The following is a 15,041-nucleotide window of genomic DNA, read 5'->3' on the forward strand; positions in this document are numbered from 1 at the left end:
TGCTTTAACGCTGTCTTTTCAAGGTTTTTACGAGTTTCTTTCCACTTTTCGAAGATCTTTGAATTTAAGAACCTAACGATTTACCCAAGCTAGCGAAAAGCGGCCAAGTACTTTTTAGTCGTTACGCTGCTGTTCCTTGTTCAGGCACTGCTTGGAGCAGTTCTCGCCCACTATTATGTGGAAGGAAACGGCTTTTACGGGTACGACATCTCCACTCTTCTGCCGTTCGGTGTGGCCAAAGGCTATCACCTTCAACTCGCAATCTTCTGGATTGCTACCGCCTGGTTGGCTATGGGAATTTATGTGGCTCCGCTAGTAAGCGGCCGAGAGCCAAAAGGACAAGGGATTCTGGTAGATATTTTGTTCGGGGCTTTGATTATTGTGGTTGCCGGCAGCATGGTCGGTGAATGGCTTGGTGTGAAAGGATATCTCGGAAACTTATGGTTCTTGCTCGGACATCAAGGTTGGGAATATCTTGAGCTCGGACGCATCTGGCAGATACTGTTGGCAACAGGTCTTGCAATTTGGTTGTTCATTGTGGGACGCGGTTTGAAAGATGCTCTGAAGTCGGAAACCGACAAGGGCGGGCTGGTTCACCTGTTATTCTACAGTTCCATTGCGGTGGTATTCTTCTACCTCTTCGCGTTCTTCATTAATCCGGGCACACATCTCACGTATGCCGACTACTGGCGTTGGTGGATCATTCACCTTTGGGTGGAAGGGATTTTCGAAGTATTCGCGGTTGTTGTGATCGGATTTTTAATGGTTCAAATGGGGCTCGTAACCAGACAATCCACGGTACGCGCTCTTCTCTTCCAGTTCATAATCCTGCTGGGAAGCGGTGTAATAGGTACAGGTCACCATTACTACTGGATTGGGGCTCCCGATTTCTGGCTCGCGCTTGGGGCCGTATTTTCGGCATTGGAAGTAATCCCGTTGACTCTCTTGATTCTCGAAGCATGGGGTCAATATAAGATGATGAAAGAAGGCGGCGCTGATTTCCCGTACAAAGGTTCCTTCTGCTTCCTCATCTCGGTAGCAATTTGGAACCTTGCCGGTGCCGGCGGACTGGGATTCTTAATCAACATGCCGATTGTAAGTTACTTTGAACACGGTTCGCAATTGACACCTACGCATGGTCATGGTGCAATGGTCGGTGTATATGGATTCTTCTCGGTTGCAATCATGCTCTACACGATGCGAAACCTTGTAAAACCGGAGGCGTGGAGTGAAAGGCTCGAGAAGTTTTCCGTTTGGGCGCTGAACATCCGTCTTGCAGGAATGATTCTGATCACCTTGCTCCCTGTAGGATTCCTGCAGTTGAAGAAATCTTATCAAGATGGATTCTGGGCCGCCCGATCTTTCGAGTTCTATCAAGATTCAACCGTGAACTTGCTGCTCTGGCTGCGAATCATCCCAGACTCCCTCTTCCTGCTGGGTATTATCCCGTTAGTGCTTTTCATGTTCAAAGCAATGCGAAATCTTCGACCGGCTGACAAAAAATAGTTGACCTCATACAAAAACCGGACTCGCGGCTGATGCGGGTCCGGTTTTTGTATAGCGGTCAGCCTGCTTGAATGATTCCAAGCAACTCCTCCTTTTCATCGGAGGTAAGAATGTTCTCTGCCATCGGGAATAAGACGTTTTCTTCTTTAAGAAAATGATCGAGCAGAATGTGAATGGCCGTAATCAGCGGAGCAGTAATCCTCCCAGCTTCTTCCTGAGTCGGTTCATTTTGGGCATTTCGTGCGAGTTCCTCAAAAGCTGCCAGATTCTTCTTTGCCTCGCTGTGTTCATATTCCATTACCGCGATTGGGCCGAATTGGGTCCCGATATGTCGGCCCACGAGCGGAAACAAACCTTTTTCTTCCTTATCCGAGTGAATCTCCAATTCTTCTTTAAAGCTGCTTTCCATTTCAAGCAGTTCCTGAATGCCTGATGCAACCCCATCTTCATTCTCTTTCATTACGCGCTTTGCTTTCAATATCAATTGCTCCATTTTCGCTCGCAGTGGGGGATGTTCATCAAACAGCCGTTGAATGGCAGTGCAGTATTTTTCGATTCCGGCCCCGGCCAGATGTCCCATACAACCTTCATTGGAAAACATGCCAATCACTCCTTCATTTTTTTGAGGTTTCATGGTGATTGTACATCCGGTTCGGACGGATGGCTGTTAAAAATGTCACACCCTCCGACCTCCAAGCTTAAATCCGCAACTGTTTTTCAAGGCGTTCAAGATGGAGCCGCAACTGGTGTGTCGGAGTGGTTTCAAGTGCCTTATCCTTTTTCAATTGACTGAGGGTACGGCTCACGGTTTCCCTGGAGGTGCCGATCATATTTGCCAGTTCTTGATTGGTAAATGGCACGTTCAAACGAATATACTCCCCGTCAGGGATCCCGTGGATTCGGGACAAACGAATCAGCAGCAGTACAACTCGGCCAAAAGTATCATGCATTACCATTTCTTCCAGCCTGCCTTGCAGCTCGATGATTTTGCTTTCCATAATTGCCATAAACCTTAAACACAATGCCGGGTTTGATTCAAGCCACTGCCGGAACCTCGAAGTAGGGAGAGCGAGCAAAACCCCTTTTTCAATCATCACCGCATTGGCCCGATAGGCGACATTTTGAAAAAAACCGGCATGGGGAAACATGTCCCCAGTTTGCAGGACATTCACAATCTGCTCACGGCCGTGTTCATCCGTTCGGTAGATTTTCACTTTCCCACCAGCAATGAAATACACGTATTCAAGGGGTTCTCCCTGCATAAATACAATCATTCGTTCCGCCATTGTACGGCTGATCAAGAGCTGGTCGATCTTTTTTAGTTCCTTGTCACTTAAATCACGGAAGAATGAAATCCGCCGTAATAACTCCAGGGAATTTTGTTTCATCACGGGTCATTCTCCTTACTCGCTGTTTGATGAGTTCATTTTATCCCAAAAACTTTTCAAAAAAGATCAGGGATTTCCCTGATTCTTTTCACTGTACAACACAAAAGCGGCATTGCCTTAATCAAGGCATGCCGCTTTTGTTACTTTAAAGGTTTTCCCGTGATGAACCCCCAAAACCGTTTCACAATCCACCAGGGACCGACGAGCAGGAAGACCGGATTTTTTAAGAAGGAGGGCGGATTTCCTTCAAAGTAATGGCCGACAAACTGTAGGATCCATCCCACGATAAACAACGACAGCGCCCACTTCCAATCCCAGAGAAAAAGCGGCAATGACACAACGATCATCGGAATCCCAATGGCATGCGTAAACTTATTGACCGGATGTTGATGATCCCTTTTATAACGTTCCAAAAAAGACAGTTCAGCCATGAAAATCACCATCCCTTTGAAATGCGCGAAAATTCTATTTATATTTTAGCATAAAACTGACCGGTCAGGACAGTATTACCAATCCTAATTTACGCACATTCTCTCAGCAATGACTTTATTGACTTGTTAGTCAGCACCATTCTGCTTAATTGCTATACAGTCTTCTTTTGCTTGCGACGATGTTTCCACCGTACGAACTGGAAACGGATGAAGCATCCTACACAAAAGCCCATGATTGCAACTAGGGCCGCAACGGCCACCATCCCTGCAAACGCAAATCCGAATCCGGGCATCCCAAGCATAAAGAAAATCAGACTTAGAGCCAAACAAACCACCGCTATCCACTGGTTGAATCGCTGCTGGTCCGGATCTTCCATCCTGTAATCAGATAACGGCTTCCTCAGAAACGGCGGAATTAAGCGAAAAATCGGATTCCGCCCGGTAATCAAACTGTACAGACCCAAACCAAACGGTACGACCAGAATCCAATATTGCTTGAAGATAATAACTCCAAGTACAGAAAGAACGAGAAACCATTGATTCGCACGGACAAATGGAATCGGTATCCCCTTCATTTTTATCACCACTTTTCCACCCTGTTTACTCTGATTCTACCATACAAAAAATTCGCGGAAAAGTTCATTGCACTTTTACTGCTTCTGAAGCTTCTTTTTTCTGCTGCTGTTGATTATCTTGCCTTTGAATTTAAACGGTCGTTGATGCGGGATCATTTTTTCGTTGGTCCTGCCTCCCTCTGAAGTGTTGAACAAAGAATTTTCGGAAGGACTTGGCGGAGTGCATACTGTATATTCTTTGCATGCAAAACTGAAAAGCTTGCGCTTTATTCTCCCTTTCTCACCAATCAGCCGGAACCAGTATTCTCCAACATAAAGAGCATTTGCAAGCTTCCATTCCAAAAGGTAGGAAATCGTATTCTTTACTTCTTCCTCGTTTTGTGTCTTTGTTTTACAGGATAAAGCCAGGACAAAATACGGCTTATCTTCGTCAAGCTCAAGAATTTGAAGGTGATAAGATCCCTTTTCTTCTTGATTGAATTCTTCCACTACCTTCTGAATGCTTTTTTCGATTTCGATTTCATATTTGCTTGCTTCCCTCCAGCAGAGTATATGGGAATCATACAGCGAAAGCGTTATGATAAAATGTTGGGCATAGTGTTCAGGTGCAAATTCTTCCTCATACTGTTTTTGATCATCTGCAGGAATGACAATAAACTCCTTATAGGTGTCAAAAAAGTTTCCGCTCATATCATTTCCCTTCTCTCAGGAAGTATGGGTCTCTCTTTTGAACTCTTTAAAGTATTCGAAATTTTACCTGTCGAATCCTTTGATGAAAAACGTTTATTTTTGTCGGAAAAAATCGGCTGCATCGCAACACCCCAAGTGATTCGCATAAGCGGTTCACTTGGGGTGCGGTTCAACAATCGAATCTTCGTCGCGGTTAAACACCGTTCAACTCCAGTACTCTTGCTGCCGCCTCTTTTCCCTGTTGAATACAGTCCGGAATTCCCAAGCCTGTGAAGCCCGCTCCGGCAAAAAACAATCCGGGGAGCTGCTTGGTTGCTTCTTTCTCAAACGCATTCAAACGATCCAGATGTCCTACCGTGTACTGCGGCATTGACTTCCGCCAGCGGGTAATACTTGTATAAATCGCCTCGGCCTCGATTCCCATGATGTCCTTCAGATCTTGCCGAACCTTTGTGAGAATGGATTCATCCGACTCGTCCACGATCTCCTCATCTCCGGCCCGCCCTACGTAACAGCGAATCAATACTTGATCCGGCGGAGCTGTATGCATCCATTTGGAAGAAACCCAGGTGCAGGCAGTGATGGTTCGTCCTTCTTTCTTCGGTACTACAAAACCGGTACCATCCAGCGGATAGGTAATGGAAGCGGCGGGAAACGCCATGACCGCAGTTGCGACGGATGCATAAGGAATTTTCTCTAACGTCGCAGCAGGTTCAAAGGATTGCGGCAGCATTCGGGCAGATTCAAAAGCTGGAACAGTCACCACTACCGCATCTGCTTCAAATTTGTCTCCGTTCTCCAAAATCAGCTCATAGGGAGGTTGATTGTTTTCATTTGTCCCCTTTTTGATCTCCCGTACACCGATCGAAGTCCTGATGACCTCCGGACCGAGAACCTCCGCCAATTTATCCACCAGTTGAATCAGGCCCCCACGCAATGACAAAAACATCGAGTGGGGCAGAGACTGGTTGGCGTGGGCTTGTTTCGCTTGGGCCAACATACCAAGTATCAGACTGCCATGTTTTTTCTCAAGCGACTCAAACTGTGGAAAAGTGGCCCGTAAACTCAGGTTGCGGGAATTCCCTGCATAAATCCCGGCCAGAAGCGGTTCCGCCATGTGATCTACCACTTCGTCACCCAGTCTTCGGGCAAGAAACCCTCCGAGGGACTGATCCCCCGTAACTTTACTCCGCGGCATTACCAAATCCATGGCAGCGCGCACCTTGGCTGACATGGAAAGCAGGCCGGTTGTGGCAAAAGGAAGGAACTGAGTGGGAATTCCTATATTTAACCCGGCCGGAATTCGATGCAATTTGCCCTTGTGCAAAATGTAGGTTTGCTTGTTATCCGGGTTTGTACCTACAAGATCATCTTCCAATCCGAGTTCACGGCACAAATTGACCGCGGCCGTTTTTCGGGCAAGAAACGAATCCGGACCTTTTTCCACAACGAAACCATTGAATACTTCAGTTTCAATTTTTCCTCCAACCCGCGCATCCCGCTCAAACAAAAGAACGCGAAGCGAAATTCCTGTCTCGCGAGCCTGTTTTTGCAAATAATAGGCAGCGCTTAAACCTGTGATGCCTCCACCGATTACAATGACCGTTTTTTCACCCGTCACACCGATCAATCCTTTTTCGTATGATCCCGAACGACTGTCGCCAACGCCTGCAGAAAATCTTCAGCCGCATTCAGCATCTCGGTGCGGACCACTTTGAGTCCAACTTCTTTCGCTAACACCTGGCACTCTACATCGATATCGTAAAGAACCTCCAGATGGTCTGCCACAAAACCCACCGGGCAAATCACAACGGATCGGGTTCCCTGGTCGGCCAAGTCACGCAGCACATCCAGGACATCGGGTCCGAGCCACGGTTCAGGTGTTCGTCCCGCGCTTTGCCATGCCACTCCCCAATTGGAATGTTCGATTCTCTTCGCCAATTCGGCAGCGGTCTCCCGCAATTGTTCCGGATAGGGATCGTTCATCTCCAAGATTCGTTCCGGCAGACTGTGTGCTGTAAACAGCAAACGAACCTGATCCCTCTCCTCTTCAGGGAATTGGGCAAATGCGTACCGCAGCCTTTCTGTCACTGCTTGCAGAAACTGCGGCTGCATGTGCCACTGGTGTACAAATGAAAATTCAGGGCCACCGTGCTGCTCAGCCCCTTTTTTTGCAGCGGAAATATAACTGCCAATGCTCATGGCTGAATAATGGGGTGCATAGACGAATCCGACAGCTTCCTGAATCCCATCCTTCACCATTTGCTTGACCGTATCCTCAATAAACGGTTTTGCGTGCTTCATCCCGATATAAACCCGATATGTCATATCGCCCCCGTTGTCGTTAAGGATCCGTTCGAGTCCTTCCGTCTGTTTACGGGTAATCTCGTTCAGCGGGGACAAGCCACCGATGGTTTTGTATCTTTCAACCAACTCCGCCAATTGGTCCTCAGAAGGTTTCCGGCCACGGCGAATGTGGGTGTAGTATTCTTCTACCTCATCCAAACTGGAAGGCGTCCCGTAGGCCATTGCCAGGACGCCCACTGCTTTTTTGCTCATTGGAATCGCCTCACTACCTCTTCAATTTCGAAGAGCTGTATTGATGAACGAATTCGGTCAGTTTTTGCAGAGTTTCGCCTTTCACTTCCGGGAAGACACCATGCCCGAGATTGAAAATATAGCCGGGTTGCGCCATTCCCATATCCAGGATTTCCTTCGCGTTCCGCTCGATCACATCCCATGGAGCAAGCAGCAGGGCGGGATCCAAGTTGCCCTGAAGAGCAAAGTCGGATCCGACACGGGCCCGAGCGGAATCCAGAGGAACACGCCAGTCCACACCGATCACATCGACGGGAAGCTCCTTCCACACAGACAACAATTCCCCGGTATTAATGCCAAAGTAAATAGTAGGAGCTCCTATTCCCTTGAGCGCCTCGAAAATCTTTTTCATGGTCGGAAACACATACCGGCGATAATCACTTGGCGACAAGCTGCCGATCCAGCTGTCAAATATCTGGACTGCTTGGGCTCCTGCCTTCACCTGGGCCTTCATATATGTAATGATCATGTCGCCTAGCTTGTCCATCAACGCATTCCATACTTCCGGTGCAGCATACATCATCTGCTTGGTTTTATAGTAGTTCTTGGAAGGGCCACCCTCAATCATATAACTGGCCAGTGTAAACGGTGCTCCTGCGAATCCGATCAACGGCACATTCAGTTCCCGGTGCAGAATGCGTATCGTGTCCATCGTTTTTGGAAGATCGGCCTCCGGATCCAAGTCCCGAAGACGCTGCACATCCGCAGCTTCTTTGATCGGGTTTGCGATAACAGGACCGTAGCCACCCTTTATATCTACATCAATTCCCATCGCTTTCACCGGAATCATAATGTCGGAAAATAGTATCGCCGCATCCGTGTTCAGCTGACGGACCGGGAGAAGGGTTACTTCCGCACATACCTCCGGGAGTTCACAAATTTCCATTAAGCTGTACTTCTCACGAACTTTTCGGTATTCTGGCTGGTAACGGCCGGCTTGCCGCATATACCACACGGGAACGTGATCCACAGGTTCTTTTCGACAAGCACGCAAAAAATTATCGTTAAAAGTCATAATTTCACCACTTTACAATTTTAGAGTCCATCTTTGTTATACCTTAAAGAAGTATTCTAAGCAAATGAACTTCTTGTGACGCCATTATTGAAGCTCATCCGCAGTATGGTATACTTAATCCCGAAACATCAAACACAAGGAGTGAATCCGATATGAGCGAAGTGTTACATACATTGGACGGCTGGTACGTCCTCCACGATTACCGCACGATTGACTGGGCGAGCTGGAAAGCTCTGAATACAGAAGAACGTCAGTCCGTTCTCGATGAGCTGCTCACTCTGCTCCGGGAATGGAGTTCTGTTGAGGAGCAGAAAAAAGGAAGCACCGGATGGTACACCATCGTCGGACAAAAGGCAGATCTGCTTTTCCTGAACCTTCGTCCCACCTTGGAAGAACTGGGTGAGACCGAAACGGCTCTAAACAAAACCCGTTTTGCCGAATTCCTCATTCCGAGCTACTCCTATGTATCTGTTGTAGAATTGGGCAACTATCTGCCAAAAGAAGGAGTCGACCCATATGAAGATCCGGTTGTCCAAAATCGGCTGTATCCGATTTTACCAAAGACGAACAACGTTTGCTTCTATCCGATGAACAAAAAACGGGAAGGCAACGACAACTGGTACATGCTCCCGATGGAACAACGCCGCGAACTGATGAAAGCGCATGGCATGACCGGCCGCAAATACGCGGGAAAAATCACCCAAATTATTTCCGGTTCCACCGGATTCGATGATTGGGAATGGGGTGTCACGCTCTTCGCTGACGATCCGATCCAATTCAAAAAGATTGTGACCGAAATGCGGTTTGACGAAGTCAGCGCCCGTTACGGAGAATTTGGTGAATTCCTCGTAGGAAGCCGAATTACCGAAGAGCAGCTCACAAAATATATGGAAGTGGGATAAGAATGCGAAAACCCGCCCGGCCAATGGTGGCCGACGGGTTTTTTAATCTGTACGAATTGTGCCCTTTCAGGTACAATTTGAATAATGTTACCTGAAAGGCGGATCCAAGTGTACGAAGTCATTCTCCTTAAAGAATTCTACAGTGATCCCGGATTGTCCATCCATGCCGGCTATATTAATCAAGAGAAAAAAACGGCTTCCAAATCCAACGTCGTGTCGCTATCGAACGGGCAGCATGTGATGTTGTTTTTTGAAGCGAAAACCCCGAATACACTGTTTATGCTTCGTACATACGGCAGGTACCGGAATGTTTTGAATAACCTGTTTTGCGTGACAGCCAGCCCCGTGGGCCCAATCCTGATTCAGGAAAATGACAAGCTTTCAGAAACATCTGTTCACAAAATCAATCAGTGGGTCAAGCAAGAGCTTCGAATGCTTGGCTTGTAAATAGAGACAGGTGTTATTGAACACCTATCTTTTTAGACTCTGACTGCTTCGCTGCCTTTTCCCTGCTGTATCTGCGGTACTTCAAGCGGAAACGCAGGCATATCCGCATTCAGTTCACTGTATGCTGCTGTTCCATGGTAACTGAGATCCAATCCTGCCAGTTCCTCTTCCACCGACACTCGGATAGAAACGACTTTATCAATCAGTTTCAGTGTTCCGGCTGTTGCAAGATAGCCCCATACACTCACAACGACTGTTCCCAAAACCTGCGCTCCCAACAGATTCCAACCGCCCGTGGTCAACAGTCCGCCGTCAATCGCAAACAAACCTACCGCTATAGCTCCAAATGCCCCGTTAAATCCATGAACCGCAACCGCTCCAACCGGATCATCCACCTTCATGCGATCGACCCAACCGGTTGCCCAAATCATAAGGACTCCCGCAAATGCTCCAATGACTAATGCACTGAAAGGACCTACAAACGCACACCCGGCAGTAATTGCAACCAATCCCGCGAGTACACCGTTAATGGTAAAGGCAGGGTCGGCTTTTCCCGTTTTAAACAGTGTGTACAACATTGCCGAAGCTCCACCTGCTGCAGATGCAAGCAAAGTCACAGATGCGATCGAACCAATATTGGAAGCCGTAGCATTCAGCGTGCTCCCGGCGTTAAATCCGAACCAACCAAACCACAACACAAACGTCCCCATTGCTGCCAGCGGCAGATTGCTCGGAGCAATCACGTTTACCGTGCCATCTTCATTAAACTTTCCGATCCGAGCCCCGACCAAACGTGCAGCGGCCAGAGCTGCAAAACCTGCCATCGCATGGATTGCCGCGGAACCGGCGAAGTCTTTCATCCCCAATTTTGCCAGCCAGCCGTCTATTCCCCAAACCCAATGTCCAGACAGCGGATATATAACAGCGGCCATTACAACCGCAAAAAGAATATAAGCCTTAAAATTCATTCGTTCCGCAATCGCACCGCTCACGATACTAATGGCTGCCACTACGAATGCCGCTTGAAACAACCAAAACGCTTCAGATGGCACCGATAATCCGAGGTGTTCGAGACTTCCCTGCAGGGCAAATCCATTCGTACCGAACAGCCCCAGTTTATCAACCCCAAACATGATTCCGAATCCAACGGCGAAAAATGCGAGAACGCCAAACACCATGTCAACAAATACTTTCATGATAATCGAGACATTATTTTTTGACCGGACAAACCCTGCCTCCAGGAGAGCAAATCCACCCTCCATCAGGAAGATCATAGCCGCAGTCAAAACTACCCAGATTGTATTCATCCCCAACGACAAAGCTTGCAGGTCCACGTTTCTCTCTCCCTTAAATCAATTTATCTTAGATTACCATTATAATGTTAGCTTTGTCAACGTAACATGTGAGCATTGATGACATGAAAAGATTAACAAAAAGCCCTCAATGGTCGAGGGCTAGAACTTCCGTTAAACCTAAGCGCCAATATTTTGTTGCGGCAATTTTATCTCTTTTGCATGGGATACATAACTGTGAAGCACCATACCGGTCATTACGAGACACATTCCAGCCACCGACCAAGCGGACGGAACAGAACCTGACAAAATCAACAATTCACCTGCCACCGCAAAAATCACTTCTCCAGCTTGAGTGGCTTCTACCGCCGCGAGCTTTTGCACATTCCCGCGAACAAGGTCTGTGGCTTTAAAAAACAACACGGTTGCAATCACACCGGAACTGATTGCCACGATCAGTGTTTGAACCGTTTGCCCTCCACTTGGAGCTCCGACTGAAAACAGAGCATAAATCGATAAAATGATCCACAGCGGCATACTCGCAAGGGTCATCCCAAGGACTCGTTGATAGGCATCCAATCTTCCTTCACAAGCGTCCATCATCTTTCGATTTCCCAAAGGATAGGCAAATGCGGCCACAAGTATCGGCAGGATACCAAAAAGCAGCTCACTCGCGCCAACGTGCCCCGCCTCTTGCGCCTGCATGAAGCCTACGCCAATGAGAATAATAAGCGACATCATCAGGCCCCGAACCGGAATTCTTTGCCCCAAAAAGGGCACCAGCAAGGAACCGGCAACAATCGTAATTTGCCAGGTTCCAGCAAGTAACCATGAAGGTCCATATGCGGCCGCAATGCACAGAGGTGCATAGAACAGACCAAACCCGACAAAGCTCCAAGTGATCCAAACCCACGGTCGTTTCCTTAAGTCTTGCAATAAGGGAACCAAATTGCCACGTACCGCAACAATCAATAACAAAAACGGCACCATAAAAAAATATCTCAAGGAAGCGCTCCAAATCCAGCTGCCGCCCTGGAGATCCATCGCCCGATTCAGCACGAAAGTTACGGCAAAAAATAAAGACGCCAGTATGCCAAGAATGATCGCCTGCATTTTGAGCCCTCTTCCCAATAGTTTTCCCTTCTTGAATTTTAGACCTTCTCGATCACTTTGTCGATCATCCGATACTCTTTCGCTTCTTGAGCCGACATATAATAATCCCGGTCCGTGTCCTCTGATACTTCACACGTTATGGAGTTTCGTTCATAACTCGCGCTATTTCTGCTGCTGAAGCAGGCTCAATCAGGATGCATCAGAATTTCCGAATGAAGCGGGGTCAACAGGACCATTGCTTGATCTGGTGATTCGACTATGTGGACTCGAGGATTTCGTGTGCCATCTTCTGCTCACCCGCTCAAAAAAAGCGGACCGCAAACAATCGATCCACCTTAGAAGATCCCATTTAGGATTGAGTACAGCAATAACGCAAAAGAGGTGAGAGTCGACAGCCATAACAGCTTCTTCACGCCGGGTCTTGCATCTTTCCGGCTCAATATATAGAAATGAGCCAACCCGGTGAAAACAATCGTAGCGATAAACAGATGCACCTTGTAGGTGCTTGCAAAGACAAGCCACGCACTTGAAATGCCACCCAAACTGAGCGGAACCAAAATCAACGAACAGATTCAGGACAGGCTGACGAGAACCGCCGTGACAACAGAACCTAGACTAAACACATGGATTCTGGCGGACATCCTCAATCCCTCCCTTCCCAGATCCCAAAAAGATTATATGGCTGACCACCGAAAGGTATGTCCCGTGTGCACGGCCCTATTCTTTTGAATGGGTACATTTACCAGGGGAATTAACGGTGCAACCGGTTAAAACTACATAACAGAACACCCTTCCGTAAGCAAGGGTTCAATCTCCACGGGGAGGAACTGTGAATGAACGACACATGTTATCATTGTGAGCACGAGATCGACAAGCCGCACTCGGTCACTTTTTATGAAGGAAATGAGGAACGCAATGAGCTGTTGTGCGACTCTTGTTATGATGAATGGTTGGCGTCAATAAAAGGGTGACACCATCACAAAGCCGGTCCCCAAAAATGCAAAAAAGCACGCTTAAATGCCAGCGTGCTTCTATTTGGTGGGCCTAGGTGGACTCGAACCACCGACCTCACGATTATCAGTCGTGCGCTCTAGCCAGCTGAGCTATAGGCCCGCACAGTTGGAGGCACCACCCGGATTTGAACCGGGGAATAAAGGTTTTGCAGACCTCTGCCTTACCACTTGGCTATGGTGCCATATGAGCTGAATAACTTGTTGATGGTGGCTCGGGACGGAATCGAACCGCCGACACGAGGATTTTCAGTCCTCTGCTCTACCGACTGAGCTACCGAGCCAAATCAATACAATCGTTGGTGCCGGAGGTGGGACTCGAACCCACAAAATCACGATTTTGAGTCGTGCACGTATGCCAATTCCATCACTCCGGCCCAAAAATATTCTGCGCAAACGACAGATAAATGCTCCTCAAACTTTGAGAGGTATGAATGGGGTGAGTGATGGGAATCGAACCCACGAGTCCCGGAGCCACAATCCGGTGCGTTAACCACTTCGCCACACCCACCATATAAAATTTAAAGAAATTGGCAGGGGCAGCAGGACTCGAACCCACGACATGCGGTTTTGGAGACCGCCGTTCTACCAACTGAACTATGCCCCTAGAATATACCCCAAAAAGTGAAGTAAATGCGTTGCAGCTTATTCCGAGTACTTTCTGGGGACCCCGGAAACATTCTAAAAAGAGCCAAGTAATTTAGCAGGGACACAACAGATTTCCAGAGTTCGTTCCAAGAACTCAAGAATTAATGGTGGAGGGAGAAGGATTCGAACCTTCGAAGGCGAAGCCAACGGATTTACAGTCCGCCCCATTTGGCCACTTTGGTATCCCTCCAAATGACATGGAGCCAGCGACAGGAATCGAACCCGCGACCTACTGATTACAAGTCAGTTGCTCTACCTGCTGAGCTACGCTGGCAATGTATGATTGTCTCCGCGTGCACAACGCAGGGAAACATAGTACGCTGCAGTTGAGGACAAACAATGGTGGAGGCTGACGGGATCGAACCGCCGACCCTCTGCTTGTAAGGCAGATGCTCTCCCAGCTGAGCTAAGCCTCCAGAAAGCCCACGAAGTGACGTGACAGAGCAGCAAACAACGGGAACCGCGGCTAGGCCGCGCAAGGTCTCGCTAAATGCTAAAGCATAAGTCTCGCCATGTCGTGGAGGCCCCGAAACACCGATAAAGGATTCCAGGGTGACATATTTGGTGACGCGTACGGGATTCGAACCCGTGAATGCCGCCTTGAAAGGGCGGTGAGTTAAGCCGCTTCTCCAACGCGCCAAAAGATGGAAATTTTAGGACTCCCCTCGATGAATCTAGATACTGTGAAGGATGTAGTGGCGTGCCCTGAGAGATTCGAACTCCCGACCTTTTGATTCGTAGTCAAACGCTCTATCCGGCTGAGCTAAGGGCACAAGTTTTTAACGCTTTGTTGTGGTGAGCCATGATGGACTCGAACCATCGACACCCTGATTAAAAGTCAGGTGCTCTACCGACTGAGCTAATGGCTCATAAGTGTAAAGAAAGATAAATGGTGCTCGAAGCCGGACTTGAACCGGCACGGGAGATCCTCCCGACAGATTTTAAGTCTGTTGCGTCTGCCGATTCCGCCATTCGAGCCAACGTCGTCCCAAAGAGAGATACTGGCGTCCCAGGAGAGATTCGAACTCCCGACACACGGCTTAGAAGGCCGTTGCTCTATCCAAACTGAGCTACTGGGACAAAAAAGAATTCTACCTTTTGGGACATGTACAAAATAAACAGCCTAGCAACGACCTACTCTCCCAGGGCTCGTGCCCAAGTACCATCGGCGCTGGAGAGCTTAACTTCCGTGTTCGGGATGGGAACGGGTGTGTCCTCTCCGCCATTGTCACTAGACATACAGGGATGTTGTACGACTTGCTTCCATCCATCCGTCAGACCCACAAGGGGTTGCAGACCTCATCAGGGATTTACAGACCCTTTTCAGGACTTTCAGAGCCTTCAAAGGAGTTTCAGCAACCACTTTAAGAGGCTTTCAGCAACTTTAAGGGGCTTTCAGACCCTTATTTTGCTTTTTTCGGGATGG

Annotated in this window: 14 protein-coding genes, 14 tRNA genes, 1 rRNA gene and 1 pseudogene; 4 read left to right on the plus strand and 26 right to left on the minus strand. The window is 48.1% G+C overall.

The genetic code is table 11. The features are described from left to right. Positions 1 to 96: 96 nt before the first annotated feature. Positions 97 to 1,506: pseudogene (locus ACFO8Q_RS19970) on the plus strand (cbb3-type cytochrome c oxidase subunit I); the annotation flags it as partial. A 58-nt stretch (positions 1,507 to 1,564) separates the two neighbouring features. Here ACFO8Q_RS19970 and ACFO8Q_RS19975 read toward each other — a convergent pair. The 8 genes from ACFO8Q_RS19975 to hemE all read right to left on the minus strand — a co-directional run bounded on the left by ACFO8Q_RS19975 (position 1,565) and on the right by hemE (position 8,203). Continuing rightward, the gene (locus tag ACFO8Q_RS19975) at positions 1,565 to 2,140 is read right to left on the minus strand and encodes a hemerythrin domain-containing protein (protein ID WP_380028375.1); all 576 of its coding nucleotides are present in this window, start codon (positions 2,138 to 2,140) and stop codon (positions 1,565 to 1,567) included. A 64-nt stretch (positions 2,141 to 2,204) separates the two neighbouring features. Beyond that, positions 2,205 to 2,894 carry a Crp/Fnr family transcriptional regulator gene (locus tag ACFO8Q_RS19980; RefSeq protein ID WP_380028397.1) on the minus strand — a complete coding sequence of 230 codons (690 nt, stop codon included), beginning with the start codon at positions 2,892 to 2,894 and terminating at the stop codon, positions 2,205 to 2,207. Between the two features lie 140 nt (positions 2,895 to 3,034). After that, positions 3,035 to 3,325 (minus strand): Mpo1-like protein, encoded by a 291-nt coding sequence (locus tag ACFO8Q_RS19985; protein ID WP_380028377.1) that lies wholly within the window; start codon positions 3,323 to 3,325, stop codon positions 3,035 to 3,037. Positions 3,326 to 3,477: 152 nt separating this feature from the next. Then, positions 3,478 to 3,900, minus strand: a complete 423-nt coding sequence (locus ACFO8Q_RS19990; protein ID WP_380028399.1) for a DUF4395 domain-containing protein — start codon at positions 3,898 to 3,900, stop codon at positions 3,478 to 3,480. A 75-nt stretch (positions 3,901 to 3,975) separates the two neighbouring features. Continuing rightward, positions 3,976 to 4,590 (minus strand): hypothetical protein, encoded by a 615-nt coding sequence (locus ACFO8Q_RS19995; RefSeq protein ID WP_380028379.1) that lies wholly within the window; start codon positions 4,588 to 4,590, stop codon positions 3,976 to 3,978. Positions 4,591 to 4,783: 193 nt separating this feature from the next. After that, the gene (hemY, locus tag ACFO8Q_RS20000; RefSeq protein WP_380028381.1) at positions 4,784 to 6,211 is read right to left on the minus strand and encodes a protoporphyrinogen oxidase; all 1,428 of its coding nucleotides are present in this window, start codon (positions 6,209 to 6,211) and stop codon (positions 4,784 to 4,786) included. A gap of 5 nt (positions 6,212 to 6,216) precedes the next feature. Next, positions 6,217 to 7,149, minus strand: coding sequence for a ferrochelatase (hemH, locus tag ACFO8Q_RS20005; protein ID WP_380028383.1), 933 nt, complete (start codon positions 7,147 to 7,149; stop codon positions 6,217 to 6,219). Positions 7,150 to 7,162: 13 nt separating this feature from the next. Then, entirely contained in the window at positions 7,163 to 8,203 is a 1,041-nt protein-coding gene (gene hemE, locus ACFO8Q_RS20010; protein WP_380028385.1) for a uroporphyrinogen decarboxylase, read from the minus strand. Positions 8,204 to 8,355: 152 nt separating this feature from the next. Between hemE and hemQ the strand changes: the two genes are divergently transcribed. Continuing rightward, a complete protein-coding gene (gene hemQ, locus ACFO8Q_RS20015) occupies positions 8,356 to 9,105 on the plus strand; it encodes a hydrogen peroxide-dependent heme synthase (RefSeq protein WP_380028387.1) in 750 nt (249 codons plus the stop codon). Positions 9,106 to 9,213: 108 nt separating this feature from the next. Then, a complete protein-coding gene (locus ACFO8Q_RS20020) occupies positions 9,214 to 9,552 on the plus strand; it encodes a hypothetical protein (RefSeq protein WP_380028389.1) in 339 nt (112 codons plus the stop codon). A 32-nt stretch (positions 9,553 to 9,584) separates the two neighbouring features. Here ACFO8Q_RS20020 and ACFO8Q_RS20025 read toward each other — a convergent pair whose 3' ends face one another. The 3 genes from ACFO8Q_RS20025 to ACFO8Q_RS20035 all read right to left on the minus strand — a co-directional run bounded on the left by ACFO8Q_RS20025 (position 9,585) and on the right by ACFO8Q_RS20035 (position 12,097). Next, positions 9,585 to 10,886 carry an ammonium transporter gene (locus tag ACFO8Q_RS20025; RefSeq protein WP_380028391.1) on the minus strand — a complete coding sequence of 434 codons (1,302 nt, stop codon included), beginning with the start codon at positions 10,884 to 10,886 and terminating at the stop codon, positions 9,585 to 9,587. Between the two features lie 138 nt (positions 10,887 to 11,024). Beyond that, positions 11,025 to 11,957 (minus strand): DMT family transporter, encoded by a 933-nt coding sequence (locus ACFO8Q_RS20030; protein WP_380028393.1) that lies wholly within the window; start codon positions 11,955 to 11,957, stop codon positions 11,025 to 11,027. Between the two features lie 38 nt (positions 11,958 to 11,995). Beyond that, positions 11,996 to 12,097, minus strand: coding sequence for an ATP-dependent Clp protease proteolytic subunit (locus ACFO8Q_RS20035; protein ID WP_380028401.1), 102 nt, complete (start codon positions 12,095 to 12,097; stop codon positions 11,996 to 11,998). Positions 12,098 to 12,790: 693 nt separating this feature from the next. On the opposite strand from ACFO8Q_RS20035, the gene ACFO8Q_RS20040 reads away from it, so the two are divergent. Next, positions 12,791 to 12,928 (plus strand): hypothetical protein, encoded by a 138-nt coding sequence (locus tag ACFO8Q_RS20040; RefSeq protein ID WP_380028395.1) that lies wholly within the window; start codon positions 12,791 to 12,793, stop codon positions 12,926 to 12,928. Between the two features lie 65 nt (positions 12,929 to 12,993). Here ACFO8Q_RS20040 and ACFO8Q_RS20045 read toward each other — a convergent pair. The 15 genes from ACFO8Q_RS20045 to rrf form a co-directional block, all read right to left on the minus strand. After that, positions 12,994 to 13,070: transfer RNA gene (locus ACFO8Q_RS20045), tRNA-Ile, on the minus strand. A gap of 7 nt (positions 13,071 to 13,077) precedes the next feature. Continuing rightward, positions 13,078 to 13,152, minus strand: a tRNA-Cys gene (locus tag ACFO8Q_RS20050). Between the two features lie 23 nt (positions 13,153 to 13,175). Beyond that, a tRNA-Phe gene (locus ACFO8Q_RS20055) sits at positions 13,176 to 13,251 on the minus strand. 16 nt (positions 13,252 to 13,267) lie between these two features. After that, positions 13,268 to 13,344 (minus strand) — tRNA-Leu (locus ACFO8Q_RS20060). A gap of 58 nt (positions 13,345 to 13,402) precedes the next feature. Beyond that, a tRNA-His gene (locus ACFO8Q_RS20065) sits at positions 13,403 to 13,478 on the minus strand. 20 nt (positions 13,479 to 13,498) lie between these two features. Beyond that, positions 13,499 to 13,574 (minus strand) — tRNA-Trp (locus ACFO8Q_RS20070). A 146-nt stretch (positions 13,575 to 13,720) separates the two neighbouring features. Then, positions 13,721 to 13,805, minus strand: a tRNA-Tyr gene (locus tag ACFO8Q_RS20075). Positions 13,806 to 13,813: 8 nt separating this feature from the next. Further along, positions 13,814 to 13,889, minus strand: a tRNA-Thr gene (locus ACFO8Q_RS20080). A 66-nt stretch (positions 13,890 to 13,955) separates the two neighbouring features. Further along, positions 13,956 to 14,031 (minus strand) — tRNA-Val (locus ACFO8Q_RS20085). Between the two features lie 146 nt (positions 14,032 to 14,177). Continuing rightward, a tRNA-Glu gene (locus ACFO8Q_RS20090) sits at positions 14,178 to 14,254 on the minus strand. A 57-nt stretch (positions 14,255 to 14,311) separates the two neighbouring features. Continuing rightward, positions 14,312 to 14,388, minus strand: a tRNA-Arg gene (locus ACFO8Q_RS20095). A 20-nt stretch (positions 14,389 to 14,408) separates the two neighbouring features. After that, positions 14,409 to 14,484, minus strand: a tRNA-Lys gene (locus ACFO8Q_RS20100). Positions 14,485 to 14,505: 21 nt separating this feature from the next. Beyond that, positions 14,506 to 14,593 (minus strand) — tRNA-Leu (locus ACFO8Q_RS20105). Positions 14,594 to 14,617: 24 nt separating this feature from the next. Further along, positions 14,618 to 14,695 (minus strand) — tRNA-Arg (locus tag ACFO8Q_RS20110). Positions 14,696 to 14,736: 41 nt separating this feature from the next. Then, positions 14,737 to 14,851: ribosomal RNA gene (rrf, locus tag ACFO8Q_RS20115) — 5S ribosomal RNA — on the minus strand. Positions 14,852 to 15,041: the final 190 nt, after the last annotated feature.

Source organism: Effusibacillus consociatus, assembly GCF_042652925.1.
GTDB lineage: Bacteria > Bacillota > Bacilli > Tumebacillales > Effusibacillaceae > Effusibacillus > Effusibacillus consociatus.

Coding starts and splice junctions, on each gene's coding strand:
- ACFO8Q_RS19985 (WP_380028377.1), bottom strand. CDS start 3,325: ATGGCTGAACTGTCTTTTTTGGAACGTTATAAAAGGGATCATCAACAT.
- ACFO8Q_RS20040 (WP_380028395.1), top strand. CDS start 12,791: ATGAACGACACATGTTATCATTGTGAGCACGAGATCGACAAGCCGCAC.
- hemE (WP_380028385.1), bottom strand. CDS start 8,203: ATGACTTTTAACGATAATTTTTTGCGTGCTTGTCGAAAAGAACCTGTG.
- ACFO8Q_RS19975 (WP_380028375.1), bottom strand. CDS start 2,140: ATGAAACCTCAAAAAAATGAAGGAGTGATTGGCATGTTTTCCAATGAA.
- ACFO8Q_RS20030 (WP_380028393.1), bottom strand. CDS start 11,957: ATGCAGGCGATCATTCTTGGCATACTGGCGTCTTTATTTTTTGCCGTA.
- hemQ (WP_380028387.1), top strand. CDS start 8,356: ATGAGCGAAGTGTTACATACATTGGACGGCTGGTACGTCCTCCACGAT.
- ACFO8Q_RS19980 (WP_380028397.1), bottom strand. CDS start 2,894: ATGAAACAAAATTCCCTGGAGTTATTACGGCGGATTTCATTCTTCCGT.
- hemH (WP_380028383.1), bottom strand. CDS start 7,149: ATGAGCAAAAAAGCAGTGGGCGTCCTGGCAATGGCCTACGGGACGCCT.
- ACFO8Q_RS19995 (WP_380028379.1), bottom strand. CDS start 4,590: ATGAGCGGAAACTTTTTTGACACCTATAAGGAGTTTATTGTCATTCCT.
- ACFO8Q_RS19990 (WP_380028399.1), bottom strand. CDS start 3,900: ATGAAGGGGATACCGATTCCATTTGTCCGTGCGAATCAATGGTTTCTC.